Genomic DNA, 25,920 nt, shown 5'->3' with positions numbered 1-25,920 from the left:
CCTACATATCGTATTCACCCGCGTACGGCTCGCGCCCCGGCTGGCTGCACGACCTCAGCCGACGGCTCCCGGACGCGCCGCCCGGGGTGATGGAGAGCCGCGTCCTCGGCCGGGCTGGGCCGCCCGCGCCGCCGCCCCGTACCGCTCCCGGCACCGGCCGTACCGTCGACTCCAGAGGCCCCCGCGCCACCGGAGCCGCCCGCGCTGCCGGCCCCGGACTCGATCGCGCGGGCCCTGCGCCGTCCCGTGGGCTCCCGGTCCTGCTCGCCCGTGTCCTCCACCGGGGACTCCAGGAACGCGTCCGTGGACGCCCGCCGCGCGCGCCGCCTGCCGCCGCCCGAGGTCCCGGGACCCTGCCCGGGGCCCGGATGCGGCGAAGGCGCCTGATGCTGCGCTCCCTGCGTGCCTTCCCCGCCGGGCACCGCGGAGGGCGGCGGAACCGCCCCCGAGCCCTCGCCCAGCGGCAGCTCCAGGACGTACGCGCTGCCGTTCATCCCGGGCACCTCGTGCGTCTGCAGCACGCCGCCGTGCGCCCGTACGATCCCGCGCACGATCGGCTCGTGCACCGGGTCGCCCCCGGCGAACGGCCCGCGCACCTCGATCCGTACGACGTCGCCGCGCTGCGCGGCGGCCACCACGATGGTCGAGTCGACGTAACCGCCGGCCGCCGACGCCGCCTTCGTACGGCCCGTCGAGTCGACCCCGGCCACATCGGCGACGAGATGCGCGAGCGCCGTCGCCAGCCGGACGCCGTCCACCTCGGCCTCGATCGGCGGGGCGTGCACCGCGAACTGCGCCCGGCCGGGCCCGATCAGCTCCACGGCGCCCTCGACACCGGCCGCCACGACCCCGTCGAGCAGGGTCTTCGCCTTGGTGAGCGTCTCCGTACCGGCGTCGAGCCGCTGGTAGCCGAGGACGTTGTCGACGAGCGTCGTCATCCGCGCGTACCCGGCGGCGAGATGGTGCAGGATCTGGTTGGCCTCGGGCCAGAGGTGGCCCGCGGGGTCGGCGGCGAGGGTGGTCAGTTCGCCGCGCAGCTCATCCAGCGGCCCGCGCAGCGCCTCGCCGAGCACGGCGGTGAGCTGAGTGTGCCGGCCCGCGACATCCCCGTACCGCTCCGTCAGCCCCTCGATCTCGGCCGCGTACCGGTCACTGCGGTCGGCCAGCTCCGCCGCGTGCCGCTCCTCCGCCGCGGCCAGCTCGGCGGTGAGCCGGTCGGTCGTCTCCGTCAGCTCGGCGGTGAGCCGCTCGTCGGTCTCGGCCACTTCCGCGGTACGCCGCTCCTCGGCGGCGGTCAGCTCGGCGGCGTGCTGCTCGATGAGTTCGTCGTACGGGCGCCGGTCGGTGAAGGTCATCACGGCGCCGACGAGCTGGTCGCCGTCCCGCACCGGCGCGGTCGTCAGATCGACCGGCACCTTCTTGCCGCCCTTCGCCCACAGGACCTGCCCGCGCACCCGGTGCTTGCGGCCGGAGCGGAGCGTGTCCGCGAGCGGGGACTCCTCGTACGGGAACGGCTCGCCGTCCGCGCGCGAGTGCAGGATCAGCGGGTGCAGCTCCTGCCCGCCCAGGTCACTGGCGCGGTGGCCGAGGATCTGCGCGGCGGCCGGGTTGACGAGCACGACGCGCCCGTCGGTGTCCGTGCCGACGACGCCCTCCGACGCGGCCCGCAGGATCATCTCCGTCTGGCGCTGCGAGCGGGCCAGCTCGGCCTCGGTGTCCATCGTCCCCGACAGGTCCCGTACGACGAGCATGAGCAGCTCGTCGCCGGTATAGCTGTGCGAGTCGTTGTACGCGTCCCGGCCGTCCTCCAGGCTCGCGCTGGTCACCTCGGCCGGGAACTCGCTGCCGTCCGTGCGCCGCGCCATCATGCGGGTGGGCTTCGTACGGCCGCGGGCGTCGGCGGAGGCGGGGCGCCGCATCGAGCCGGGGATCAGCTTCGAGTCGAACTCGGGCAGCAGGTCGAGCAGCCCGCGGCCGACCAGTGCGGTGCCGGGGGCCTCGAACATCTCCAGGGCGATGGTGTTGGCGTTGACGACCGTGCCGTTGGCGTTGACGAGCACCAGGCCGTCGGGGAGTGCGTCGAGTATCGCCGCGAGGCGAGCAGCGCCTCGGGATGGCCTGCTGCTCACGACGACGCTTCCTCCCTGAACCACTGCACCTTGCGGACGGCCGCACCCATCTTGCCTCTCGGCTCCCGGCCTGTCACTGATGGGAGTCTAAGGGCTGGGACGGGGGCAGCGGCGGCGATGAGGGGTACCTCTCTCCGGGCCGCGGCCCGGGGCGGGTGCGCGTGACCTGTGCCATCCCTCTCTTCGGAGGGAATCCCCGCCTTAAGGCGGGGAGGGAATCCGATCTCGGAACTGCTCTGACCCGCAGGCTAGAGCGGACGTTTTTGCTGCTCGATGTACTGCTTGACGATCGTCAGCGGTGCGCCACCGCAGGATCCGGCGAAGTAGGAACCCGACCAGAACCGGCCGTGCGTGATGAGGCGGTTGACTCGGCCGGTGAACTCCTGCCGCAGGTAGCGGGAGGACACTCCCTTGAGCGAGTTCACCAGGGTCGACAGGGCGACCTTCGGGGGGTAGTGGACCAGGAGGTGCACGTGATCTTCTTCGCCGTTGAACTCGATCAGGTCCGAGCCGAAGTCGGTGCAGACGTTCCGCATGATCTCTTCGCAGCGCGTCAGCATGTCGTCGTTGAACACTTCACCCCGGTACTTGGTAACAAACACCAAGTGCGCGTGCAGGTTGTGAACGACGTGACGACCCCGGCGGATATCGGCATTTGGTTCCCAACGTGGTGACATGAACCAAATGTAGTAGGATCAAGAGGCTCGACCGGGAGGGGGGTGGGCTGGGTGATCCGTGCGTACAAGTTCCTCATGCGGCCCACCGTGGGCCAGCAGGCCGCGCTGGGCGAGATGCTGCGCGATCACTGCTCCCTCTACAACGGGGCCTTGCAAGAACGTCGCGACGCCTACCGGCACGCCTCGAAGACGAGCGTGAAGTACGGGCAGCAGTCCGGACAGCTCAAGGACATCCGGGCTTTCGACCCCGAGCAACAGGGCCGCTGGTCCTTCTCCTCGCAGCAGGCGACGTTGCGCCGGCTGGACAAGGCGTTCGCTGGCTTCTTCCGTCGGATCAAAGCCGGGGACACGCCCGGGTACCCGCGCTTCCGCGGGGTGAACTGGTTCGACACGGTGGAATTCCCCAAGGACGGGGACGGCTGCCGGTGGGACTCCACCCCGCACGACCCAGTGACCCGGGTCCGCTTCCAGGGCGTCGGGCATGTCAAGGTCAACCAGCACCGGTCGGTGACCGGCAAGGTCAAGACCGTGTCGGTCAAGCGGGAGGGCCGTAAGTGGTTCGTCGTGCTGACCGCTGAGCAGCCTCAGCCCGAGCCGTTGCCCGCGACCGGCTCAGTAGTCGGCATCGACCTCGGTATCGCCTCGTTCCTCACTGACTCCAACGGCGTACACGTCGCCAACCCGCGCCACGCACGCAAGGCCGCCGCGAAGCTCGAAATCGCGCAGCAGGCACTGAGCCGCTTCCCCCGCCGCAAGGCCAAGGACCGCACCCGCAACCACCAGCGGGCCGTGGACAAGGTCGCGGCTCTGCACGGCAAGGTGCGCCGCCGGCGTCTGGACCACGCGCACAAGACCGCGCTCAGCCTGGTCCGTGAGCACGACTTCATCGCGCACGAAGACCTCAAGGTCCGCAACATGAGCAAGGCCCCTGCCCCGAAGCCCGACCCCGACCAGCCGGGCAGCTTCCTGCCCAACGGGGCCGCCGCGAAGGCCGGGCTGAACCGTTCGATCTCTGATGCCGGCTGGGGGGTGTTCCTCGCGATCCTGAACGCAAAGGCTGAAAGCGCCGGGCGGGAAGTGATGGCAGTGGACCCCCGCAACACCTCCCGCACCTGCCCTGAATGCGGGCACACCGCCAAGGAGAACCGGCCCACCCAGGAAAAGTTCCGCTGCCTCTCGTGCGGCCACCAGGCACACGCTGACGCCGTCGGAGCAACCAACGTTCTACGGGCCGGGCTGGGCCGTCGCAACGCCAACCAGGCATAGCGAGAAGCCACCCCGTTTACGGAGTGGAGGAGTCACGGTCACATCACGTACGCCCGGGGCCTTCAGCACCCCCGGCCCCGGTCCGCCGGCCCTATTCACCGGCCCCGGGAAGAACGGGCTCCAGCGTCCGCCAGCGGGAGATCTCGCAGCCGTTCTTCTTGTCGAAGGCGGCGTCGACGGCGCGGCCCCGCCAGGTCCCGGTGACGCGGGCGGTGGCGGGACCGCCGTACTGCATGGTGCACATGGCGTCCCGGCCGACCGGCGCGAAGGGATCCCGGCTCGCCCGGGCGAGCTCCGCCAGCCGGTCGCAGGCGGCCCGCGCCCGCTGATGCGTCCCGCCGACGGGCCGGCAGGTCAGCCGGTACGTACCGTCGGCCGCGGCGGCCCCGGAACCGGCGACGCTGACCGTGAGCTGATCCCCGGGTGCCGCGGCCTCCTGCGGCCAGGCCTCCTCGGTGAGGGGCAGCGGTACGGGCGCGAGCGGGGCGCCGGTGGCGGCGGCGGACGTACCGACGAGGGCGGCGGACGCGGCGACACCGAGAACGAGGAGACGCAGACGCAGCATGAGGGCTCCTGACAGTGACCTGAACCTGACGAACAGAACCCGGGGCCGACCCCCGGCCCCCTGCCTAACGCGCGCCGGCCCCCGGCGTTGCGCACGGGTATGTGCTTTGCCCTGCGGCCCACCTGCCTAGTACCGTGAGGAGCGATTGGTGACACCCCACCTGGCTGTGTCATCATCTGCACGCACCCGTTTCGCGCCCGCGCGACACGGAAGCTGGAGGCGTCGCCTAGTCCGGTCTATGGCGCCGCACTGCTAATGCGGTTTGGGTCTTAAAGCCCATCGAGGGTTCAAATCCCTCCGCCTCCGCAGCGTCGATCACCGAAGCCCCGGCCCCATGGCCGGGGCTTCGGTCGTTCCCCCGAGGTTTTCGGTATCTCTGCAGGTCAGAGGGGGTGCGGGTAATGGATTTCGCCTGACGCCGCAGGTCATGTAATGTTGTTCCCGCAACGCCGACCGGGAAGAAAAGCCCGGAACGCCAAGCACTCGTAGCTTAACGGATAGAGCATCTGACTACGGATCAGAAGGTTGCAGGTTCGAATCCTGCCGAGTGCACATAGTTCAAAGGCCCCGCCGGTTCGTCCGGCGGGGCCTTTGACGTCAACGGATGACATCAACGCGGCCGGAAACCCGCCGTCGGTCGTCCACTCCCTCCCCCTTCCGGCTCGTCGTCGGAGTCGGACCAGGTGAGTCCGAGCGCTTCCCCCCCGGCGCAGGCCGGTCGAGACGAGCGGTAGCTACATCGCCTGTTGCAGAGCCGACCGCAGTACGGCGTGGACGTATGGGACAGTCCGGGCGGACGGGAGCCGGTTGCGGCACCGGCCCACGGCACAGCACGCGCGCTTCCCCTCGGGACGCTCGCGGTCGGCGCCGCGTGGACAGCACAGGCACGCGTTCTTGAACTCCGTGAGGAAGCGACGGATATCCGCAGGGGACAACCCGTTCAGCCGCTTCTTGCCGAGCGCCGAGCAGCTCGAATGCTGTCGCCTCGGAGCGATCCTCCTGACGGTTGCCCGCGGTGGCCTTGGGGCGATTCGCGCGGAGGCGCGAATCGCCCCATGACAAGTCCGCCTTGCGGCAGGGTCATGGAATGCAGGAAAGAGGGCACGCCCACAAATTCTTATCAGAAAGGCGGTTCGTCGGGCCATTGCGAGATGCTGACCTGACCAGCAGGATCGGCGAGCCCATCATCCTTGAGAGCACCCGCGTATTCTGACCGCTCGGACCAAGGGATAGCTTCGAGCAGGACGCGGTGCATCCCAAACCGGTTATGACGGGATCCCGCTGCGTTACTCCTTCAGGCTGTCGTCATCGTACTCAATTGGCGTGTCGGGAAACACCGCATGGTCGCCCCGTTACCGTGCGGGGGTCGACCACAAAGGACTGCCCGGCGGCTGGCGGGTAAGGGCTCCCTCAGCGTAGCGGCGTAGCCCGATCGAGAGGATCTGGACCTTGAGCGATTTTTCCCGCCGCTACCTACTCAGAGCGTCAGCGGCCGCCGGTGCCGGGGCGGTCGTCATCCCGGGCCTTACGGCCGCGGGCGCGCCGGACATTGCGGCCGCGAGCACCTCGGGCCTTCTGGCCGCGAGCGACCCGACCAAAAGGGCTACGGGATGTCCGCCGGCGAAGCTGACCGGTCGCGTCGTCCGCCCCGGTGACGACTCGTACACAGATGATCGCATCGACTACGACCAGCTGTTCTCTCACTACCCGCTGGTCATCGTCTTCGCCCAGGAGACCCAGGACGTGGTGAACGCCCTCACCTGGGCGCGGCAGCACAACGTCGCACTGCGGGTACGCAGCGGCCGCCACGCCCTGGAGGGCTGGTCGAACATCGACAACGGCATCGTGATCGACGTCAGCCAGCTCAAGTCGGTCCACATCGACGCCGCCGCTGGTATCGCGACGGTCGGCGCGGGCCTGACCCAGTTGGAGGCGGTGACGGCGCTCGCCGAGCAGGACCTCGCGGTCACGACCGGGAGCGAGGGCAGCGTCGGCTTGGTCGGTGCGACGGTCGGCGGCGGCCTTGGCCCCCTCAACCGCTGGCTCGGCATGGCCTGTGACAGCCTGATCGGGACCGAGATCGTCGTCCCGTCGGGTAGCGACTGCGCCGAGGTGATCCATGCCAACCTGAAGGACCACTCAGACCTGCTCTGGGCGCTCCGTGGGGCGGGAAACGGCAACTTCGGAATCGTCACGCAACTCACCTACAAGGTGCACCCGCTCAAGCGCATCGCCTATGTGCAGGCGACCTGGGACGGTCTTACGGACCTGCATGGGATCTTCGACGCATGGCAGCGTACGGTACCGTTCGCCGACAACCGCCTCGGATCCGAGGTCGAGATCCACAAGTCCCAGATCCTGCTGTTCGCCTGGCTCGCGGAGGGCACGGAGGAAGAGGCCAGAAAGATGCTGGCCCCGATCCTGTCGATCGGCACGCCCGATGTGCAGGTGCAGGTCGGTAACTGGGGCCCCATCTATGCCGGAGCCCAGGTCCCGCGCTCGCAGGAGCCCGCCAACGTGAAGTTCTTCTCACAGTTCGCCAAGAAGCTGTTCCCGGAGAAGGCGATCGACGTTATCGGCCACTTCATGCGAAACGCTCCCACGGAGGAAAGCAACTACTTCGTGGATGCCTTCGGCGGGGCGATCAAGGAGGAGCCCCGCGGCGGCACCGCTTTCGTGCACCGCGACGCGATCTTCTACGGCGAGATCGGCGCAGCCTGGGGGACTCCTTCAACGACACCAGGCGTCTGCGACCCGCTCACCTCGGAGTGCCAGGCCTGGACCGCGGAATTCAGCCAGGCGATGCGCAGGTTCGTGGACGGCGCCTATGTCAACGTGCCGAACGTCGGCATGCAGGAGTGGGAGACCGCCTACTGGGGGAGACGCAACTTCGAGCGGCTGCGCGAGATCAAGGCGAAGTACGACCCCTGCAACGTCTTCCAGTACGAGCAGAGCATCCCGCCCGCGACACGCTGATCGACAGTTCGCCGTCGGGGCCCCGCCCCGGTCGGGCTCGGCCTTTCACGTAGGGCCCGACGCGGTCGAAGGGGCGTCGTTGGCCTCGACCGTGCATGAGGGATCGTCAGATTGCTGACGATCCCTCTGCTCGTTCAGAGTGAGGATTTCTGCTTGCGGGCGGGGCTGAGGGTCCGGCTGTCGGCCCTCTCACAGTCGCAGCCTGAACTCGGGGGCCCCAAGCCTCACCTTCGCCAGAACAGGTGGTGCGTCACGCCGCTCGGGCTGGGCACAACCTCCAGGTGGAACCGGTCGAGCAGTTCGTCGGGGGACTCCCAGAGCCGCAGTCCGGACCCCAGCCTTACCGGTGAGACCGCCACATGCATGGTGTCGACGAGGCCGGCATCGAGGAACTGCCGGATGGTGGTGACCCCGCCGCCAAGTCGGACGTCCTTGCCCCGCGCCGCTTCCCGCGCACGTTCGAGGACCGTGGCCGGATCGCCGTCGACGAAGTGGAACGTGGTGTCGGAGAGCGTGAACGACGGACGCGTGTGGTGGGTCATGACGAACACCGGCGTGCGGAACGGGGGCTCCTCCCCCCACCAGCCGCGCCATTCGTGGTTCTGCCAGGGCCCGCGCTGGGGCCCGAACTTGTTGCGGCCCATGATCTCGGCACCGATGTTGCGCGCGAAGTCCCGCGTGAAGTAATCGTCCAGGCCCCGGCTCCCCTCGGAATCCGTGCGCAGGGGCCAGCTCGCCGTGGCTCCGGCCCAGGCGAACAGCCTCTCGGGATGGTCGAAGCCGAACGGCCGCTCGAAACTCTGGGCCTCACCGGCTGCGATTCCGTCACTTGAGACGTTGAAGTTCATCACTCTCAGCAGTTGATCCATGTCTGTCCTCGTCAGGTCCTGTCGCGTCATCGTGCGGCGGAGCGCCGCACACCATTACGTCGAACGGGAGGTGGCCGGATCGACAGCGACGCGCGGCTTTTTCCACGGCGTGCGAGGAATCGGACCCCGTGGCGGCGGACCAGAAGGGTGCGGGTCCGGTGCCGGTTCCCGGTTAGGGTGACCGTTTGTATCGCACGACGGCTGGGGAGTCGAAGCATTCGTGCGAGGGGGTGGAGGGGCACTCATGAAGATCCGTACGGTCGGGGCGGGGCTCACGGCTGTGATGCTGGCCGCGCTTGTGGGGTGCGGGTCCGGGACGGATCAGGAAGCCGGAGAAGCCCGGGAGGGTCGTCTCGCGTCCGGGACGCTGCAGAGCCGGTGGTGGACGTGGGCGTCGACGGAGCCCGAGCTGACGAACCCGGTCGCCGATCAGAACGGCAGCGCGTGCGAGCGGAACCAGCCGCCGGACGTGTGGTTCCTCGCCGGCACCTTCGGCACCCACACCGAGCGCACGTGCGGCATCCCCGCCGGAGTGCCGATCGCCTTCCCCTTGCTGAACCGGATCGGTGAGCCGGCGGACTGCGCGGGGTTCATGAGGACCGCCGAGGGTGCCGCCGTTCTGGACGGGAAGAACGTCGCCCCGGACACTCAGCGGGGCGAGCCGATCGAGGTGGAAAGCGTCGCCGGCAACCCCGTCACGGGCACGGGTGGACGCTTCACCACGACGGCCTGCGGACTCTGGGTCCAACTGCCTCCGCTGGAGCCCGGGAAGCACACGTTGACGATCCGCGGCCGGTCCGGCGATTTCACGGTTGGTGTGGACTACACCCTGACGGTGGGCGCCGCGTAGGCGAGGGGCGGACTCCCGGAACGTAAGCCGGTGGAATACGGCACCGGGGCGGAGCATGATCTGCACATGGAACGAGTCGTTGATCTCGATCAGGCGGCCGCGGTCATTGACGAGCGGGCTGCCGGCTGGCTGAGGGCCGGCCTTGAGGTCGGGCGGATGACATGGCGGGACGAAGCCGCGCCATGGCCCCAGCGATTCGAGACCGACCGGGCCATCGTGCGTGACCCCGACTCGGTCGGCGTGCTCATCACCGGCCCGGCCGACACCGAACTGTCCGTGGTGCTCTTCCGCGGTGGCTGGGCCGACGTGGACTTCCTCGCCGGTCTCGACGACGCCGGAACCCTGCCGGCCTTCGGTATCGAGTCAGCGGCGGCGTTCGGCAACCGGCTCGATCAGTGGGTGCCACGGGTGTTCGGGGAGATCCTCGCCACGTAGCACGGGAGAGGTGGCCGTCGGCCGCACTTGGTGAGGTGAGGGAAGCGTGAGCCGTGCTTCCTCCTCCCGCATCCACCACAACGCGTTCCGCGCCATCCGTGAAGAGTTTCCCCGCTGCACGCCTTCTGTTGGCCACGCCTGGCTACTCTCCACTCGCCCTGGTCCGGCAGAGGAGAGGTACGTCCATGAGCACGCCGGTCTACCACACCTCAACTCGGCAGTCGGTGGCTGCTCCGACGCCGAACCGGCAGCGCCAGAACCGGAGTCGGGACCGGAGCGCGTCCGGGAACTCGACGGAGCGCGCCTTACTGGATATCGGGTCCAGCGCCGGTAACCGAGCCGCGACCGCGATGGTGCAGCGCGCCAGGGGCACCGCGAAGGGGAAGGCGCCGGAGAACGGCAACGCGGCCTCCGGGTCGAAGAGTTATCGCGACCGGATCGCCCGGATCCTCGACAAGCTCAAGAAGAATCTCGAATTGATCGACACCTTCGTCAAGGGCGTCCAGGTGCCCGCCAACGCGGGCTTCTCCCAGCAGGCCTCCGCCACGGTCAACGAAGGGCTCAAGCAGTCCGCGGGCGCCTCGGGGACCGCCGCCGCCTCGGGGAACCTCGTCACCGAGACCGCCGGCGCCGTGCTCAGCGGCATGGAGGCGGCCAAGGCCAAGAAGGACGCCAAGAAGCACAAGGACGGGGCCGCTTTCCACACCGCGGACAAGAAGGCCAACACCAAGTCGGCCGACGCGGTCGTCGGAGCCGCCAGCTCCGGAAGCTACGCCCTCGGTATCGCCAAGGAGCTGACCAAGGCCCAGAAGGTGGCGGGTGCCGCGACGGCGGCCGAGGCGAGCGGCATCGGCTCCGGTGTTGTCGGCGCGGTGAAGGGCGGCCGTGCGGCGGGCCGGGTCGGGCTGACGGCCCGCAAATACCGCGCCCTGAAAGGTCTCGGAAAGTCGGACCGTGTCGACGACGAGGCACTGGCCCGGCTGGACCAGGCGCGGCAGGAGGCCGAGTGGGCCGCGGCCGAGGCGTACGTCGCGCTGGACGCCCACTGGGGCCACGAGGGCCCGGCCCGGCTGGAACACGTTGCCGACGCCGTCGAAGCGGCCTGGTCGGCGATGGGGGACGCCCGCGACGCCGCGAGAGACCTCCGGCAGGCCGAAGACGTGAACACGATGGACACGGTGCACTCGTACGCGCTCGGCAAGCAGCGCAACAAGATGGGCAAGCAGGCGTTGACCGCCGTCGGCGAGTCCACCAAGGCCGCGGGCGGCATCGTGACGGCGGTCGCCGCCACGGCGGGCGGTGCCGGGCTGGCGAGCAACCCGGTCGGCTGGGGCCTCGCCGCGGGCGCGGCCGGCCTCATCCTCGGCGTCACCGCCTACCGGGCGGGCCGCGCGGGCAAGAAGCGCTACGACGGGGCCCGCCACCCGGAACGCTGGGCGGCGGACGAGACCACGGCGGAGCCCGCTTCCCGCGAGGATGCGCTGAAGGAGTCCCTGAAGTTCTGGAAGAAGGTGGAGAACGGCGAACGCCAGGCCATGGCGCGCAAACTCTACGGACTGGCGGCGGGCCCGGACATCAAGGGGAGTGGCGACACATCGGCCGCGATGCGGGAATCGGCCAGAGCCCTTCTCGGCGCCCTCAAATCGGGCCCCGCCAACCATCGGCAGAGTGCCGAGGAGTGGGCGAACTCCCTCAACGACCCGGCGAAGAGCGCCGCGTGGGTCAAGGAGATCGCGGAACAGCTGTCCTCGGCCTGATCGGCGGAAGGCACCACCGCGACGCCGTCGGGGAAGGCAGAGCCGGCCGGGATCGAACCGGCGTCCTCGCGGTTTTGGAGACCGCGCGCGACGACCTCTGCGCTACGGCTCTGCCCCGTCCGTCATCCTAGAGGTGCCGCCGGCACCGCCTGACGGCTACCGTCCGCTGCCGGCCCGGGGGACCGGTGTCACGTCAGGTGCCGGCCGAAGAACCGGTTCCCGTCGTCCACCTCGAACCACGGGGTACCGGTGTGCCCGCCCATATTGGCGTGCAGCGTCTTCTCCTTGGTGCCGAAGGAGTCGAACAGGTCCAGGGCCCGCTGCCGGGGGTTCCCCTCGTCGTCCCACTGCAGCAGGAGCAGCAGCGGAATGGTGACCTGCCGGGCCTCCTCGCGCTGGGCGTGGGGCACGTAGCCCCCGGCGAAGAAACCGGCGGCCGCGATGCGCGGCTCGGCCACCGCCAGCCGGATGCCGACGGCGGTCCACCCCGAGTACCCGACCGGGCCGCCGATCTCGGGCAGGGCAAGAAGGGCGTCCAGGGTGGTCTGCCATTCCGGGACCGCCTTTTCGACCAGCGGGCCGATGAAGGACTCGAAGATCCCGTCGGCCGGCTCGCCGGCCCGCATCGCCCGGCGGAGGTCGGCGCGGGCCTGCTCGTCGGCGGCGGAACGGGGCCGGTCGCCGCATCCGGGGGCGTCGATGGAGGCCACCGCGTAGCCGTACGACGCGGAGTGCCGGGCCCGGGCCACCAGCCGGGGTTCCCCCTTGGGCAGGCCGTTGTTGTGGGCCATCAGGATCAGCGGGACGGGTGCGGCGGATTCCGGCGTCCACAGGGTGCCGGGGATCTCGCCGAGGGTGAATTCGCGTTCGAGGATGCCGTCGTCGAGGCGACGTTCGGAAATGAATCGCATGGTCGTGTCCTTCGGGAGTGCGCGTGAACGGCGCTCCCGGACGACCTATCGCCCGACCGTGACCCCGGAGGGGAGCACCCATGTCGATACTGCGTTCACGGGTACCACCTCCTCGTTCTCTCGCACGGCCTCCGGGAAGGTAGCAGTGGCCGGCGCGGTCCGCCAACGGGTTTTCGCGGGGGCTCCGTGGCCGGACGCCACGGAGCCGCTCGCCTGTGAGCCAAGGCCGTGTGGTCAAGGGCTTCGGGCCTGTGTGGTGACGCCCTGTTGAAAGCGTTCAGTGGCTCGGCCATCGCTCCAGGCCGGATCGGCCTGGAGCCGCTCCGGTGTTCCGGAACGGTGATTCCGCCGCTTGATCTTGGGAGTGCGGGACGGTGACCACCTGGTACACGTCCTCGTAGACCACCCTGCCCGGGTCCGTCGAGCGCATCTCCTGCCAGCCGACGCCGTGCGCCGTGAGGAGCTCCAGGTAGCCGGCGAGGCGCGCGATCAGTGGCTCCGCCTCCGGGGAGGGCTTGAACCAGGCGACCGCTCCCGGGTGACGCTCCGGATCGTAGACCAGCGGGTCGACGGTCGACGGGTCGGGATAGTTCGCGTCGTACCAGTCGTTGCCCGCCCGCCAGAAGCGCCATTGCTCCTCGGTCAGCGCGCCGCTCCTGGCCAGGCCGTTGGCCAGGGCGAAGACGCCGGGGAAGTGGCCGCGGGGGCTCCGGGCCGTCCCCTGGTAGCGGATGAATTCCGGGGGCGGGGGAGCGCCGTTCGGGTGGGTGCTGTTCATGGGTGTCCTCGGGTGCGTGGGTTGCGTCGAAGGCGTCATGCTGTCAGCCAGGCGGTGGAGGAGGTACCCGGATGGCGTGGCGGTGCGAGCGGCTGCGGTGGGACGGCGGGGCGCCCGTGCTTCGGTGGCGGCGGGGCGGGGAGGTGCGGGAGAGCGCTCTGGTGTACGGGCGTGACCTGGGGTTTCGTGCCGTCGGGGCGCGCCGTTGTGTCGGGGCGCGGGGGAATGCGTGTCCCCTCGGGGCGGTGGTCCCCGGGCGGAGTACCGGCGGGCGGTGCGGGGAGTGTGCGCGGCTGGAGCGGGCGCACTCCGTAGCCGCCGACACCCTGGCCGACGATCCGCGCACCTACCGCGTCTACCTGGCGTGGTTCGGGCCCGGCATGGTGAAGGTCGGGATCACCGCCGAGCAGCGCGGGTCCGCGCGGTTGCTGGAGCAGGGCGCGGTGGTGTTCTCCTGGCTCGGGCGGGGGCCGCTGATGGCCGCGCGGCGGACGGAGGAGCTGGTGCGCAGGGGCCTCGGGGTGCCGGACCGGGTCCCGTACGCGGCGAAGCGGGCCGTGCGGTACGCGCTGCCGGGGGCGGTCGAGCGGGCGGGCCAGGTGGAGCGGCTGCACGCCCGGGCGGCGGCGCTGGAGGGGTGGCCGCAGTCGCTGGAGCGGATGGCGTTCGGTGCCGTCGACCACGCCGGGGTGTTCGGGCTGGAGCGTACGGGTACGGCGGCCGTGCGCGGGGTGGTCGGCGAACTGGTCGACGGGGGGAGCGTCGCGGGGCGGCTGGTCGCCGCCGCCGGGCCCGATCTGCATCTCGCCCCCGCCGGTGACGAGAGGGAGGTGGTCGTGCTGGACACGCGGCTCATGAGCGGTTGGGAGCTGGTCGAGGGCGGCGGCGCGGACGCGGTCACCGTGCCCGTCGCGGAGGTACGGGGCGCCGGCGGCGATGTGCAGGACGGGCTGTTCTGACATGGGCGATGACATGGGCGGTGAGGTGGGCGGTGAGGTGGATGCCGTTCGGCGGTTCCGGGAGCGGATCGGGGTGCCCGCACTCGTCGATGTCCACACCCACTTCATGCCCGACCGCGTCCTGCGCAAGGTGTGGGCCTACTTCGACTCCGCCGGGCCCCTCACCGGCCGGGAGTGGCCCATCACCTACCGCCACGACGAGGCCGAACGCCTCGCCCTGCTCCGCGCGTTCGGCGCCCGCGCGTTCACGTCGATGGTCTACCCGCACAAGCCGGGCATGGCCCGCTGGCTGAACGGCTGGGCCGCCGGCTTCGCCGACCGTACGCCCGACTGTCTGCGGACCGCCACGCTCTTCCCCGAGGAGGGCGTCGGGCGGTATGTGAGGGAAGCCGTCGAGGGCGGTGCGCGGATCTTCAAGGCGCACGTCCAGGTGGGGGCGTACGACCCGAACGACCCGCTGCTCGGCCCCGCCTGGGGGCTGCTCGCCGAGGCCGGTGTGCCGGTGGTGATGCACTGCGGTTCGGGGCCCGTGCCCGGGAAGCACACCGGGCCGGGACCGGTGGGGCGGCTGCTCGCGGCGCATCCGCGGCTGCGGCTGGTCGTCGCGCACCTCGGGATGCCGGAGTACACCGACTTCCTGGATCTCGCGGAGCGGTACGGTGAGGTACGGCTCGACACCACGATGGCCTTCACGGACTTCAGCGAGGAGTTCGCGCCCTTCCCGGACGCGGAGCGGGCGCGGCTCGCCGGTCTCGGCGACCGGATCCTGCTGGGCACGGACTTCCCGAACCTGCCGTACCCGTACGTCCATCAGCTCGAAGCCCTGGAACGGCTCGGGCTCGGTGACGGCTGGCTGCGCGCGGTCTGCCACGGGAACGGGGCCCGGCTCTTCGGTCTCGGTCCCGTCCCGGCGTGACCCGCATTCTCAGGGGATTCACAGGAAGCGGCAAGGCCTCTCTCAGAGCGCTTGCCCAGGGTGGGCACCATGACCCTCACCTCGCCCCGCGGGCGTACCGAAATGCTCAGGCCGGACGGGAGCCCCGTCCGTGTGCTCGTCGTCGACGACGAGACCTCGCTCACCGAGCTGCTCTCCATGGCCCTGCGGTACGAGGGCTGGGAGGTGCGCAGCGCCGGGGACGGCGCCGGTGCCGTGCGCGGCGCGCGGGAGTTCCGGCCCGACGCCGTGGTGCTGGACGTGATGCTGCCGGACATGGACGGTCTCGCCGTCCTCGGCCGGCTGCGCCGCGAACTGCCGCAGGTGCCGGTGCTCTTCCTCACCGCCAAGGACTCCGTCGAGGACCGGATCGCCGGGCTGACCGCGGGCGGGGACGACTACGTCACCAAGCCGTTCAGCCTGGAGGAGGTCGTGGCCCGGCTGCGCGGGCTGATCCGGCGCTCCGGCGCGGCTGCCGTACGGAGCGAGTCGCTGCTGGTCGTCGGGGACCTGACCCTCGACGAGGACAGCCACGACGTCACCCGCGACGGGCGCTCCATCCACCTCACGGCGACCGAGTTCGAGCTGCTGCGCTATCTGATGCGCAACCCGCGCCGGGTGCTGAGCAAGGCCCAGATCCTCGACCGGGTCTGGTCGTACGACTTCGGCGGCCAGGCCAACGTCGTCGAGCTGTACATCTCCTACCTGCGCCGGAAGATCGACGCGGGCCGCCCGCCGATGATCCACACCCGGCGCGGCGCCGGCTATCTGATCAAGCCCGGCGAGCCCGGTGACGCCCCGCGATGACGCGTGCGAAGGGCACCGGAGGGGTGATGGGGCGGCGCTGGTCGCTGCGGACCCGGCTGGTGGTGTCGGCGGTCGCGCTGATCGCCGTGGTGGCCGCGGTGATAGGGGCGGTCACCACGATCGCCTTCCGCTCCTATCTGTACGGCCAGCTGGACCAGCAGGTACGGTCCGTCGCGGAACGCGCCGCGGGGCCCCGGGACGGGGTCGTCGCCGACGCCCCGCCGCCCGGCGGGGTCCCCGGCGGCAGCAAGGATCCGCTGGAGGTGGTCACCGGCGGTGGCGCGCCGCTCGGCACCGTCGGCGCGGTGGTCTCGGCCGACGGGACGGTCGGCCGCGGCCTCGTCAGCGATGAGCAGAAGAGCTCCTCCTGGCCGCCGGTCTCGAACAAGGACCTCACCCCGGCACAGAGCGCCGCCCTCGCCACCGTCGCGCGGGACAGCGGCCCGCACACGGTCGCGCTGCCGGGACTCGGCGACTACCGGGTCACCTACATCGAGGGCTTCAAGGGCGACTTCCTCGTCGGTATCCCGCTCAAGGACGTCCAGGACAATCTCAACACCCTTGTCCTCGTGGAGGTCTGTGTCACCCTCGCCGGTCTGGTCGCGGCCGGGATCGCCGGCGGGGCCCTCGTCGGGGTCGCGCTGCGTCCGCTGCGGCGGGTCGCGACCACCGCCACCCAGGTCTCCGAACTGCCGCTGCACAGCGGGGAGGTGGCGCCGCTCGTCCGGGTGCCCGCCGCCGAGGCCGATCCCCGTACCGAGGTCGGGCAGGTCGGCGCCGCGCTCAACCGGATGCTCGGACACGTGGGCTCCGCGCTCGCCGCCCGGCAGGAGAGCGAGACGCGCGTCCGGCAGTTCGTCGCCGACGCGGGCCATGAGCTGCGCACACCGCTGGCCTCCATCCGCGGGTACGCCGAACTGACCCGGCGCGGCCGGGAGGAGACCGGCCCCGACACCCGGTACGCGCTCGGCCGGATCGAGGCCGAGGCGGAACGGATGACCGGGCTGGTCGAGGATCTGCTGCTGCTGGCACGGCTCGACGCGGGACGCCCTCTCTCGTACGAGGCCACCGATCTCTCCCCGCTGGTCGTGGACGCGCTCAGCGACGCGCACGCCGCCGGGCAGGGCCACCACTGGCGGCTGGAGCTGCCGGGGCCCGAGGAGCCGCCCGCCACCGTGCACGGTGACGCCTCCCGGCTCCACCAGGTCCTCGTCAACCTCCTCGCCAACGCCCGTACGCACACCCCGCCCGGCACCACCGTCGTCGCCCGTGTGCGCCGGGACGGTGCCTCGGTCGTGCTCGATGTGCGGGACGACGGGCCGGGTATCCCTCCCGCGCTGCTCCCCCATGTCTTCGAGCGCTTCGCGCGCGGCGACGCCTCGCGCTCCCGCGCGGCAGGGTCCACCGGGCTCGGTCTGGCGATCGTCCAGGCGGTCGTCACCGCGCACGGCGGGACCGTGACGGTCGAGAGCGCCCCCGGCCGGACCGTCTTCTCCGTACGGCTGCCGCACGCGCCGGCCGCGTGGGGATCGGATACGGCAATCCCGCAGAGCGCCGGGGCGCCGCGGGCCGGTGGGACGCCACGGGACGCTGGGGCGCCGCGGGGTCCGGAGGCGCCGCGGGGGCCGGTCCCGTACGACTCACAGACAGGGCACAGGCTCACCACACGGCCGTGACAGCACGCCTCGCGAGTGTCTGACCATGCGAACCGACACTTCATGGGGCACCCTCCCGGCCCGGGAGCATCTCCCGGTCGAGGTGACCGAGGCCCCCGTACTCGATGTGACCATTCCCGTCTACAACGAGGACCAGGACCTCGAACCATGTGTGCGGCGTCTGCACGACCATCTCGCCCGTACCTTCCCCTACAGCTTCCGGATCACGATCGCGGACAACGCGAGCACCGACCGTACCCCCGAGGTCTCCGCCCGGCTGGACGCGGAGCTGCCGGAGGTACGGGCGTACCGCCTGGAGCAGAAGGGGCGAGGGAGGGCGCTCCGTACCGTCTGGTCGCACTCCGACTCACCCGTCCTCGCCTACATGGACGTGGACCTCTCCACCGATCTGAACGCGCTGCTGCCGCTGGTCGCCCCCCTGATCTCCGGGCACTCCGATCTGGCGATCGGCTCCCGGCTCTCCCGGTCGTCGCGGGTGGTGCGGGGGCCGAAGCGTGAGTTCATCTCGCGGGCCTACAACCTCATTCTCAAGTCCTCCCTGTCGGCTCGGTTCAGTGACGCCCAGTGCGGGTTCAAGGCGATACGGCGCGATGTCGCCCAGCGGCTGCTGCCGATGGTCGAGGACACCGGCTGGTTCTTCGACACGGAAATGCTGGTGCTCGCCGAGCGCGCCGGACTGCGGATCCACGAGGTGCCGGTCGACTGGATCGACGACCCCGACTCCACGGTGAACATCATCAGCACCGCGACCGAGGATCTGAAGGGCGTCTGGCGCGTGGGGCGTGCGCTCGCGGTGGGCGCGCTGCCTTTGGACCGGCTGGCGAGGCCCTTCGGGGACGATCCGAGGGACCGCCGGATCAGTGGGGTTCCCGGCGGTCTCGCCAGGCAACTGGTCGGCTTCTGTGTCGTGGGTGCCCTGTCCACGCTCTTCTATCTTCTCCTGTACTCGCTCTTCCGCACCACAGCGAGTCCACAACTCGCCAATGCCGCCGCCCTCTTCAGTTCGGCGATCGTCAACACCGCCGCCAACCGGAGGCTCACCTTCGGGGTACGCGGCCGGGACGGTGCCGTCCGCCACCAGGCCCAGGGCCTGGTCGTCTTCGCGATCGGCCTCGCCCTGACCAGCGGTTCGCTCGCGGCCCTGGACGCGGCCTCCGGCAACCCCGCGCACTCCGTCGAACTGGCCGTACTGATCGCCGCCAACCTCGCCGCGACGGTGCTGCGCTTCCTGCTCCTGCGCGCCTGGGTCTTCCCGGACCGGCGCACCGACAGCCCCGCAGACGCTTCCTCCTCCGCCGATCTCTCCTCAAGGGACGCCCGATGACCACGACTCTTCAGCCCGACGGGCCCGCCATGGCGGCGGACCGCCACGCCCGCGGCGCCGCCGGTGCCGGACGCGCCGCCCGCCTCTGGCGGGGCAGGCCGGAGGACCCGGCCTGGGTGCGCCCGGCCCTGCTCGCCCTCCTGCTGGCCACCGCGCTCCTCCAGCTCTGGAACCTGAGCGCCTCGGGGTACGCCAACTCCTTCTACTCCGCGGCGGTCCAGGCGGGCAGCGAGAGCTGGAAGGCGTTCTTCTTCGGCTCCTCCGACGCCGCGAACTCGATCACCGTCGACAAGCCGCCGGCCGCGCTGTGGCCGATGGCCCTGTCCGTACGGCTCTTCGGGCTCGGCTCGTGGCAGATCCTGGTGCCCGAGGTGCTGATGGGGGTCGGGACGATCGCGGTGCTGTACGCCGCCGTACGCCGCCGTTTCAGCCCGGTCGCCGGGCTCGCCGCGGGCGTCGTCCTGGCGCTGACGCCGGTCGCCGCGCTGATGTTCCGCTTCAACAACCCGGACGCGCTGCTCGCGCTGCTGATGACCGTCACCATCTACTGCGTGCTGCGCGCGCTGGAGGCGGGCCGGACGAAGTGGCTGGTGTGGGCGGGGGTCGCGATCGGCCTCGCCTTCCTGACGAAGACGCTCCAGGCGTTCCTGATCCTGCCGCCGCTGGCGCTGGTGTACGCGGTCTGCGCGCCCGTGTCCGTACGGCGCAGGTTCGGCCGGCTCGCCCTGGCGGCGGGCGCGATGGTGGCCGCGGGCGGCTGGTGGGTCGCGATCGTGGAGCTGTGGCCCGCGTCCTCCCGCCCGTACATCGGCGGCTCGCAGAACAACTCCTTCCTTGAACTGACCTTCGGCTACAACGGTCTCGGCCGCATCAACGGCAACGAGACCGGCAGCGTCGGGGGCGGCGGCGCCGGTGGCCCTGGCGGCGGTGGCGGTGGCATGTGGGGCGAGACCGGCATCGGCCGGATGTTCAACTCCGAGGTCGGCGGCCAGATCTCCTGGCTGCTGCCCGCCGCGCTGATCCTGCTCGTCGCGGGACTCGTCATCACCCGCAGGAGCCCGCGTACGGACACGGCGCGCTCGGCGTTCCTCGTGTGGGGCGGCGCGCTGCTGATGACGACGGTCGTCTTCAGCTTCATGGCCGGCATCTTCCACCAGTACTACACGGTCGCCCTGGCCCCGTACATCGCCGCCGTCATCGGCATGGGCGTCGCGGTGCTGTGGGAGGAGCGGGCGCGTCTCCTGGCGTCGGCGACGCTCGCGGTGACGGCCGCGGCGACCGCGGTCTGGGCGTTCGTCCTGCTCGGCCGGACCGCGGAGTACGTGCCGTGGCTGCGCTGGGCGGTGCTGATCGGCGGCCTGGTGGCCGCGGCCGGACTGCTGTGCGCGGGCCGGCTGGGACGGCGACCGGCTCTCGCCGCGGCGGCTCTCGCCGCCGTGGCCGCGCTGGCGGGCCCCTTCGCGTACACCCTGACCACGGTCAACAGCGCGCACACCGGCTCGATCGTCACGGCGGGCCCGGCCTCGATGGGCGGCTTCGGCGGGGGCGGGGGGCGCGGCGGCCCCGGTGGTGGCCCTGGCGGGGGCGACGGCGGCGGAATGGGGATGCCCGGCCGGCAGGGGCAGGGCATGGGGCAGCCCCCCACGCGGAACGGTCAGACGGGCCCGAACGGCCAGACGGGCCAGAACGGTCAGCAGCCGGCCGGCGGGATGCCCGGCGGCCTGCCCGGCGGCGGCGCCATGGGCGAGCGCGGCGGCATGGGAGGCGACGGCATGGGCGGCCTCCTCAACGGCCCGAACGTCAGCACCGAAGTCGAGGCGGCCCTCAGGAAGAACGCCTCCGACTACACCTGGGTCGCCGCGGCCATCGGCTCCCAGAACGCCGCCGGCTACCAGCTCGCCACCGAGAAGCCCGTCATGGCCATCGGCGGCTTCAACGGCAGCGACCCGTCCCCGACCCTCGCCCAGTTCAAGAAGTACGTGGCCGACGGGAAGATCCACTACTTCCTCCCGGGCAGCGGCGGCGGCCCCGGCGGCAACGGCAGCTCCTCCATCACCACCTGGGTGGAGGCCACCTTCAAGAAGGTCACCGTGGACGGCACGACGCTCTACGACCTGACGCGGAAGGCTTCCTGACCGCGAGCACCAGGCCGCGAGCCACCGGCCGCGATCACCCATTTTGCCTATACGGTGTAAGGGGAAATCCTTGTACGGTGTATAGCGACGCGAGTCTCATACACCGTACAAGGATGTCAAGGAGTCCCCCATGCCGACAGCGTCCGCCGAGAACCCGGTCACCCCCGCCCGCCACCCCCAGCGCTGGCTCATCCTCGGTGTCATCTGTCTCGCCCAGATCACCGTGCTGCTGGACAACACCATCCTCAGCGTCGCGATCCCCTCCCTCACCCGCGAGCTGGGCGCCTCCACCGCCGACATCCAGTGGATGGTCAACGCCTACTCCCTCGTCCAGTCGGGGCTGCTGCTCACCGCCGGCAACGCCGCCGACCGCTACGGCCGCAAGAAGCTCCTGATCACCGGGCTCGCGCTGTTCGGGTTCGGCTCCCTGGCGGCCGGACTCTCGGGGAGCGGCGCGCAGTTGATCGCCGCCCGCGCGGGCATGGGCGTCGGCGGCGCGCTGCTGATCACCACCACGCTCGCCGTCGTCGTCCAGATCTTCGACGACACCGAGCGCGTCAAGGCGATCGGCATCTGGTCGACCGTCAGCTCCCTCGGTTTCGCGGCCGGTCCGCTGCTCGGCGGGGTCATGCTCGAACACTTCTGGTGGGGCGCGATCTTCCTGATCAACATCCCCGTCGCCGTGCTCGGACTGATCGCCGTCGCCGCCCTCGTACCCGAGTCGAGGACCAAGGAGGGCGACCGTCCCGACCTGCTCGGCGCGCTGCTCTCCACCGTCGGGATGACCGCCGTCGTGTACGCGATCATCTCGGGACCCGACCACGGCTGGACCTCGGGCCGGGTGCTGCTCGCCGCCGCCGTCGGGGTCGTCGTCCTCGGCGGCTTCGTCCGGTGGGAGCTGCGGATCCCGTACCCGATGCTGGACATGCGCTTCTTCCGTGACCAGCGCTTCACCGGGGCGGTCGGCGGCGCCGTCCTGGTCGCCTTCGGCATGACCGGCTCGCTCTTCCTGCTCACCCAGCACCTCCAGTTCGTCCTGGGGTACGGGCCGCTCGACGCCGGGCTGCGCACGGCGCCGCTCGCGCTCACCGTCGTCGTCCTCAACCTGCTCGGCGTCGCGGCCCGGCTGCTGCCGAGGACCGGCACCCCGGGGCTCATCGCCATCGGCATGTCCCTGGTGGCCGCCGGGCTCGCCTCGATCGCGCTGCTCGGCGCCCACGGCTACGGCGGGATGCTGCTCGGCCTGGTCGTGATGGGTGCGGGCGTGGCGCTCTCCATGCCGGCCATGGCCAACGCCATCATGAGCGCGATCCCGCCGGAGAAGGCCGGGGTCGGCGCGGGGATCAACGGCACGCTGGCCGAGTTCGGCAACGGCCTCGGCGTCGCGGTCCTGGGCGCGGTCCTCAACGCCCGCTTCGCCGCCCTTGTTCCGGCGGCCGTGGGCGCCGCCTCGCTGCCCGCGGCGCTCGCGGCGGCGGACGGGGCGGCGGAACGGCTGCGGATCTCGGAGGCGTTCGCCGCGGGGCTGGAGACGAGCCAGCTCGTCGGCGCCGTGGCCGTGCTCACGGGCGGGGTGCTGGCGGCGCTGCTGCTGCGCAGGGCGGAGCGTGCGGGGCGTGCGGGGCGTGCCGGCGAAAGGGCGGACGCGCCGTCAGACGCCGGTGCGGGTGCGGCATAGCATGAGATGTCCAGGAGGTTCCCCATGGTGTCCGAAGCCGGCAGCGCCAAGCGCCCCGTCCGTACCAGCGTATGGCTCGAAGGGAAACCGGCGGGCCGCGGCCGCAGGCACGACCGCGCGGACAGCGGTACCGACCATCCGGGCGGGCTCGACCGCGACCGCATCACCGCCGTCACCGTGGCGCTGCTCGACGCGGAGGGCCCGGCGAAGTTCTCCATGCGCCGGCTCGCCGCCGAGCTGGGGGTGACCGCGATGTCCCTCTACTGGTACGTGGACACCAAGGACGACCTCCTCGAACTCGCCCTCGACTCGGTCTTCGGCGAGGTCCGCGTCCCCGACCTGGCCGACGAGGACGCCGACTGGCGCGACCAGCTCCGCGAACTCGCCGCCAGTTACCGGGCGGTGCTGGTCGGGCACCACTGGGTCTCGCCGCTCGTCGGCAGGTTTCTGAACATCGGCCCGCGTTCGATGGAGTTCTCCGCGGCCGTCCAGGGCGTCCTGGGCCGTACGGGACTGGCGCGCCAGGATCAGATGGGCGGGCTGTCCGCGGTCTTCCAGTTCGTGTACGGATTCGGCACGATCGAGGGCCACTTCGTACAGCGCTGCGCGGACGCCGGGCTGACCCAGGACGCGTACTTCCGGCAGGCGATGGGAGCCGTCGAGAGGCAGCCCGGGTACGAGGGGGCGTTCGAGAACGCGGGCGAGATCATGGCGGCGCGCGGCGGCGACACGGTCGAGGAGATGCGCCAGCGGGACTTCGTCTTCGCGCTGGAACTCCTCATCGCGGGCATCGAGGCGATGCGGGACCGCGCCCGTGACCGGGACGCGGACCCGCCGCGTCCCGACCGGGGCTGACTCCGGGCCCGTCAGTCCGTCCATCAGTTGGCGCGCTGCCCTCGCCATCGCTGTGCGGGGCCCTCGCCCGGCGCAGCCCTTACGTGCGGGTGGCGGCTTTCCGTACTTCGGCGGCGCGGGCTCGGACCTGGTCCGGTGGCAGTGAGGCGGGGTGGCGTACGGGCGCGGGCGCACCGCGGCAGGCTCCGCATTCCCCGTCGACCAGTGCCTCCGGCCGGCCCGGTGCCCGGCAGGTGCCGCACTCCACCACGGCCGGTGCCATTCGATGCGACACCACCGGCATTTCCGCAGGTTCGGGCGGCAGTTTGGCGGTGAGCCGGGAGCGTACGAGCCCGGCGGGGTGGTGTACGGGTGTGGGCAGTCCGTCGGTGAGGGCGCGCAGTACGTCTTCCTCAAGGGACCCGCGTACGAACCACTCGGCGGCCAGCGGTTCGAGCGCCGTGCAGTCGGCGGCGGACAGCGACAGCGCGGGGCACCGCCGCCCGACCGAGGCGAGCAGGAGATACCCGCGTGACCGCCCCACCCGTGTGCCGGGCGCCGCGACGGGAGCCTGGTCCGGTGCCGCGACGCTCGCCGCCCCCGTACCCGGCTCGTCCGCATCGGCAGGCGCACCCCAGGCGTCATCACTGCGGGCGGTCCGCGAGAACCACGTACGGGTGACCCACCGCCCACCGCCCGGCCCGACCACCAACTCCCGCCGCCGAAGCAAATGCCCGGCCCGCTCAAGGAAGTTCAGGGCGGTCCGTAAGGCGCACTGCCCGTAATCCATCACCTTGGCCAGGGCTTTCACCGAGATATCGGCCCCGTCGGGCAGCCGGTCGATGAACCCGGCGATGGCCGCCTCACGCCCCGGCAGGAGTGCGAAGTCGTCTGCGGAGAGGGCCGGTTGACCGGCAGCCGAACGCTTGCCGTACCCGGCACTGGCCATCGGATGGGAAGCGGTGTGCACGCGCGGCGGCGCAACACTAAACTGCGAAGCAGCCACAAAGATCAACGCCTTGATGATCTAGCTGGTGAGGTCTCCGTCAGGTGCGACAACACCGGGCGGAGGCCGTTTTCCGTTCAGGGGCACGCTAGACGCTCATCACCCTGCGTGGCAACCCGATCGCGAAACGTCAACCTCCGCGACAGGGAGGGTGGGTGGGAAACAAGAACCTACCGATCCTTACAAGCAGAGCTCGACCCCCGAAGCTCAAGCCCCGGGGTACCCCACCACCCCCATCCCCCAGCTCGTCACCGCACGGACCCCCGCCCCGAAACCCGAAGCTCAAGCCCTGGGGCCCTGGGGCCCTGGGGTTCCGGGTCAGTCGGAGAAGCGAGCCGCTTGCTCGCGGAGCACCTGGGCCTCCGGAACGCCGCTGTACCTGCGCAGGCGGACGCGCATGTCCTGGAGTGCGGCGTGGACCTTCACCGAGCGTATGCCGTCGGCGCAGTCCAGGAAGTCGCTCCAGGTGGCCATGGCGCCGTCGACGTCGCCTTGGCGGAGGCGGACGCCGCCGAGGTCGGCGAGGACAATGGCGCGGGTGCGGCGGCGGTCGAGGCCGTGGATGTCGAGGGCCAGGTGGAGGTGTTCATCGGCGGCGTCGAGGTCGCCGAGGCGGGAGAGGATCATGCCGGATTCATGGGCCCAGCGGCCAGGGGAGTAGTGGGCGGCCCAGGAGTCGCCGGCTGCGGCGGTCGGTCTGCCGATGGCGGTCTCGGACAAGGCGAGGTGCTTGGTTGCCATGCGGCGATCGTCGTCCTGGGCGGCGGCGTTGGCGAGGGTGGCCTCGTAATAGGCGACCGCACGCGGATTGTCGAGGTGGCGGCCGTACTCCACGCAGGCTTCGCCGAGCTGAACGGCTTCGGCCCGGTAGCCGAGATCGCCGCACTGGACAGCGAGGCCCCGGAGAGCCGTTGCCGACAGTTCCGGATCGCCGGCCTCGGCGGCCAGGCGGAAGGAGTGGGCGTAATAGCGCTGGGCGAGTCCCCGCAGTTCGGGGGTGTCGCCCTCGTCCTGAGCCATCCAGCCGGCGAGATGAACGAGCTGGGAGGTCGCGGCGAACAAGTCGCGGCCGGTGGCTTCGGTGAAGTGCCCCTCCAGCCACGGAGCGACGTCCTGGGTGAGGTAGCGGACCGCCAGGTGGCGGGCGTGCCCGCCACCGAGTTCGGAGGCAGAGTCGCCGAGTGCCTTGACCATGTGCCGTACGGCGGCCACCTCGCCCTGGCCGACGCGGACCGCTCCGGGAGGGGCGGTCTTGGTCCGGCGGGTGATGCTGTCCATATCGGGCAGGCCGAGTGCGGACAGGGCGTATCCGCTGGAGGCGAGAATGAATTCCCGGCGTTCCACGTCGCTCCTT

At 71.0% G+C, this 25,920-nt stretch carries 21 protein-coding genes and 3 tRNA genes; 15 read left to right on the top strand and 9 right to left on the bottom strand.

Going from position 1 to position 25,920, the window contains the following annotated elements:
* Positions 1-14: 14 nt before the first annotated feature.
* Entirely contained in the window at positions 15-2,129 is a 2,115-nt protein-coding gene (locus AB0P17_RS14365; protein WP_365810764.1) for a PAS domain-containing protein, read from the bottom strand.
* A 248-nt stretch (positions 2,130-2,377) separates the two neighbouring features.
* Positions 2,378-2,806: an IS200/IS605 family transposase gene (gene tnpA / locus AB0P17_RS14360; protein WP_365810762.1), complete on the bottom strand. Its 429-nt coding sequence runs from the start codon at positions 2,804-2,806 to the stop codon at positions 2,378-2,380.
* Positions 2,807-2,857: 51 nt separating this feature from the next.
* On the opposite strand from tnpA, the gene AB0P17_RS14355 reads away from it, so the two are divergent.
* Complete coding sequence (locus AB0P17_RS14355) at positions 2,858-4,072, top strand: transposase (RefSeq protein WP_365810761.1); 1,215 nt, start codon at positions 2,858-2,860, stop codon at positions 4,070-4,072.
* 91 nt (positions 4,073-4,163) lie between these two features.
* On the opposite strand, the gene AB0P17_RS14350 is transcribed toward AB0P17_RS14355, so the two are convergent.
* A complete protein-coding gene (locus AB0P17_RS14350) occupies positions 4,164-4,637 on the bottom strand; it encodes an SSI family serine proteinase inhibitor (protein ID WP_365810759.1) in 474 nt (157 codons plus the stop codon).
* Positions 4,638-4,852: 215 nt separating this feature from the next.
* Here AB0P17_RS14350 and AB0P17_RS14345 point away from each other — a divergent pair.
* From AB0P17_RS14345 to AB0P17_RS14335, 3 genes are all read left to right on the top strand, one after another.
* Positions 4,853-4,943, top strand: a tRNA-Ser gene (locus AB0P17_RS14345).
* Positions 4,944-5,116: 173 nt separating this feature from the next.
* A tRNA-Arg gene (locus AB0P17_RS14340) sits at positions 5,117-5,189 on the top strand.
* A gap of 897 nt (positions 5,190-6,086) precedes the next feature.
* On the top strand, positions 6,087-7,613 hold the full coding sequence (locus tag AB0P17_RS14335; protein WP_365810757.1) for an FAD-binding oxidoreductase: 1,527 nt from the start codon (positions 6,087-6,089) through the stop codon (positions 7,611-7,613).
* A 224-nt stretch (positions 7,614-7,837) separates the two neighbouring features.
* On the opposite strand, the gene AB0P17_RS14330 is transcribed toward AB0P17_RS14335, so the two are convergent.
* Entirely contained in the window at positions 7,838-8,482 is a 645-nt protein-coding gene (locus AB0P17_RS14330) for a dihydrofolate reductase family protein (RefSeq protein WP_365810755.1), read from the bottom strand.
* 244 nt (positions 8,483-8,726) lie between these two features.
* On the opposite strand from AB0P17_RS14330, the gene AB0P17_RS14325 reads away from it, so the two are divergent.
* The 3 genes from AB0P17_RS14325 (at position 8,727) to AB0P17_RS14315 (ending at position 11,524) form a co-directional block, all read left to right on the top strand.
* Positions 8,727-9,332, top strand: coding sequence for a signal protein (locus AB0P17_RS14325; RefSeq protein WP_365810753.1), 606 nt, complete (start codon positions 8,727-8,729; stop codon positions 9,330-9,332).
* 66 nt (positions 9,333-9,398) lie between these two features.
* Positions 9,399-9,767, top strand: a complete 369-nt coding sequence (locus AB0P17_RS14320) for a hypothetical protein (RefSeq protein ID WP_365810751.1) — start codon at positions 9,399-9,401, stop codon at positions 9,765-9,767.
* 185 nt (positions 9,768-9,952) lie between these two features.
* On the top strand, positions 9,953-11,524 hold the full coding sequence (locus AB0P17_RS14315) for a hypothetical protein (RefSeq protein WP_365810749.1): 1,572 nt from the start codon (positions 9,953-9,955) through the stop codon (positions 11,522-11,524).
* A 37-nt stretch (positions 11,525-11,561) separates the two neighbouring features.
* On the opposite strand, the gene AB0P17_RS14310 is transcribed toward AB0P17_RS14315, so the two are convergent.
* The 3 genes from AB0P17_RS14310 to AB0P17_RS14300 all read right to left on the bottom strand — a co-directional run bounded on the left by AB0P17_RS14310 (position 11,562) and on the right by AB0P17_RS14300 (position 13,213).
* A tRNA-Trp gene (locus AB0P17_RS14310) sits at positions 11,562-11,636 on the bottom strand.
* Between the two features lie 76 nt (positions 11,637-11,712).
* A complete protein-coding gene (locus tag AB0P17_RS14305; protein WP_365810747.1) occupies positions 11,713-12,435 on the bottom strand; it encodes an alpha/beta hydrolase in 723 nt (240 codons plus the stop codon).
* Positions 12,436-12,712: 277 nt separating this feature from the next.
* Positions 12,713-13,213, bottom strand: a complete 501-nt coding sequence (locus AB0P17_RS14300) for a hypothetical protein (RefSeq protein WP_365810745.1) — start codon at positions 13,211-13,213, stop codon at positions 12,713-12,715.
* Between the two features lie 71 nt (positions 13,214-13,284).
* Between AB0P17_RS14300 and AB0P17_RS14295 the strand changes: the two genes are divergently transcribed.
* The 8 genes from AB0P17_RS14295 (at position 13,285) to AB0P17_RS14260 (ending at position 23,581) form a co-directional block, all read left to right on the top strand.
* Positions 13,285-14,172 (top strand): DUF2797 domain-containing protein, encoded by an 888-nt coding sequence (locus tag AB0P17_RS14295; protein ID WP_365810743.1) that lies wholly within the window; start codon positions 13,285-13,287, stop codon positions 14,170-14,172.
* Position 14,173: 1 nt separating this feature from the next.
* Complete coding sequence (locus tag AB0P17_RS14290) at positions 14,174-15,088, top strand: amidohydrolase family protein (RefSeq protein ID WP_365810742.1); 915 nt, start codon at positions 14,174-14,176, stop codon at positions 15,086-15,088.
* 69 nt (positions 15,089-15,157) lie between these two features.
* Positions 15,158-15,913 (top strand): response regulator transcription factor, encoded by a 756-nt coding sequence (locus tag AB0P17_RS14285; RefSeq protein WP_365810741.1) that lies wholly within the window; start codon positions 15,158-15,160, stop codon positions 15,911-15,913.
* 26 nt (positions 15,914-15,939) lie between these two features.
* Positions 15,940-17,589, top strand: coding sequence for a HAMP domain-containing sensor histidine kinase (locus tag AB0P17_RS14280; protein WP_365810791.1), 1,650 nt, complete (start codon positions 15,940-15,942; stop codon positions 17,587-17,589).
* Positions 17,590-17,614: 25 nt separating this feature from the next.
* On the top strand, positions 17,615-18,913 hold the full coding sequence (locus tag AB0P17_RS14275) for a bifunctional glycosyltransferase family 2/GtrA family protein (RefSeq protein ID WP_365810739.1): 1,299 nt from the start codon (positions 17,615-17,617) through the stop codon (positions 18,911-18,913).
* Positions 18,914-18,942: 29 nt separating this feature from the next.
* Complete coding sequence (locus AB0P17_RS14270) at positions 18,943-21,048, top strand: glycosyltransferase family 39 protein (protein ID WP_365810789.1); 2,106 nt, start codon at positions 18,943-18,945, stop codon at positions 21,046-21,048.
* A 130-nt stretch (positions 21,049-21,178) separates the two neighbouring features.
* Positions 21,179-22,726 (top strand): MFS transporter, encoded by a 1,548-nt coding sequence (locus tag AB0P17_RS14265; protein WP_365810737.1) that lies wholly within the window; start codon positions 21,179-21,181, stop codon positions 22,724-22,726.
* Positions 22,727-22,750: 24 nt separating this feature from the next.
* The gene (locus AB0P17_RS14260) at positions 22,751-23,581 is read left to right on the top strand and encodes a TetR/AcrR family transcriptional regulator (protein WP_365810735.1); all 831 of its coding nucleotides are present in this window, start codon (positions 22,751-22,753) and stop codon (positions 23,579-23,581) included.
* A gap of 79 nt (positions 23,582-23,660) precedes the next feature.
* Here the strand turns inward: AB0P17_RS14260 and AB0P17_RS14255 are convergent, their stop codons facing one another.
* Both AB0P17_RS14255 and AB0P17_RS14250 read right to left on the bottom strand, forming a co-directional pair.
* The gene (locus AB0P17_RS14255) at positions 23,661-24,530 is read right to left on the bottom strand and encodes a hypothetical protein (RefSeq protein ID WP_365810734.1); all 870 of its coding nucleotides are present in this window, start codon (positions 24,528-24,530) and stop codon (positions 23,661-23,663) included.
* A gap of 354 nt (positions 24,531-24,884) precedes the next feature.
* The gene (locus AB0P17_RS14250; protein WP_365810732.1) at positions 24,885-25,910 is read right to left on the bottom strand and encodes a tetratricopeptide repeat protein; all 1,026 of its coding nucleotides are present in this window, start codon (positions 25,908-25,910) and stop codon (positions 24,885-24,887) included.
* Between the last annotated feature and the right edge of the window lie 10 nt (positions 25,911-25,920).

The sequence above is a fragment of the Streptomyces sp. NPDC088124 genome, from assembly GCF_040685895.1.
Classification (GTDB): Bacteria; Actinomycetota; Actinomycetes; order Streptomycetales; family Streptomycetaceae; genus Streptomyces.
Note: the sequence above shows the minus strand (reverse complement) of the source record. Positions and strands in the feature narration are given on the sequence as shown.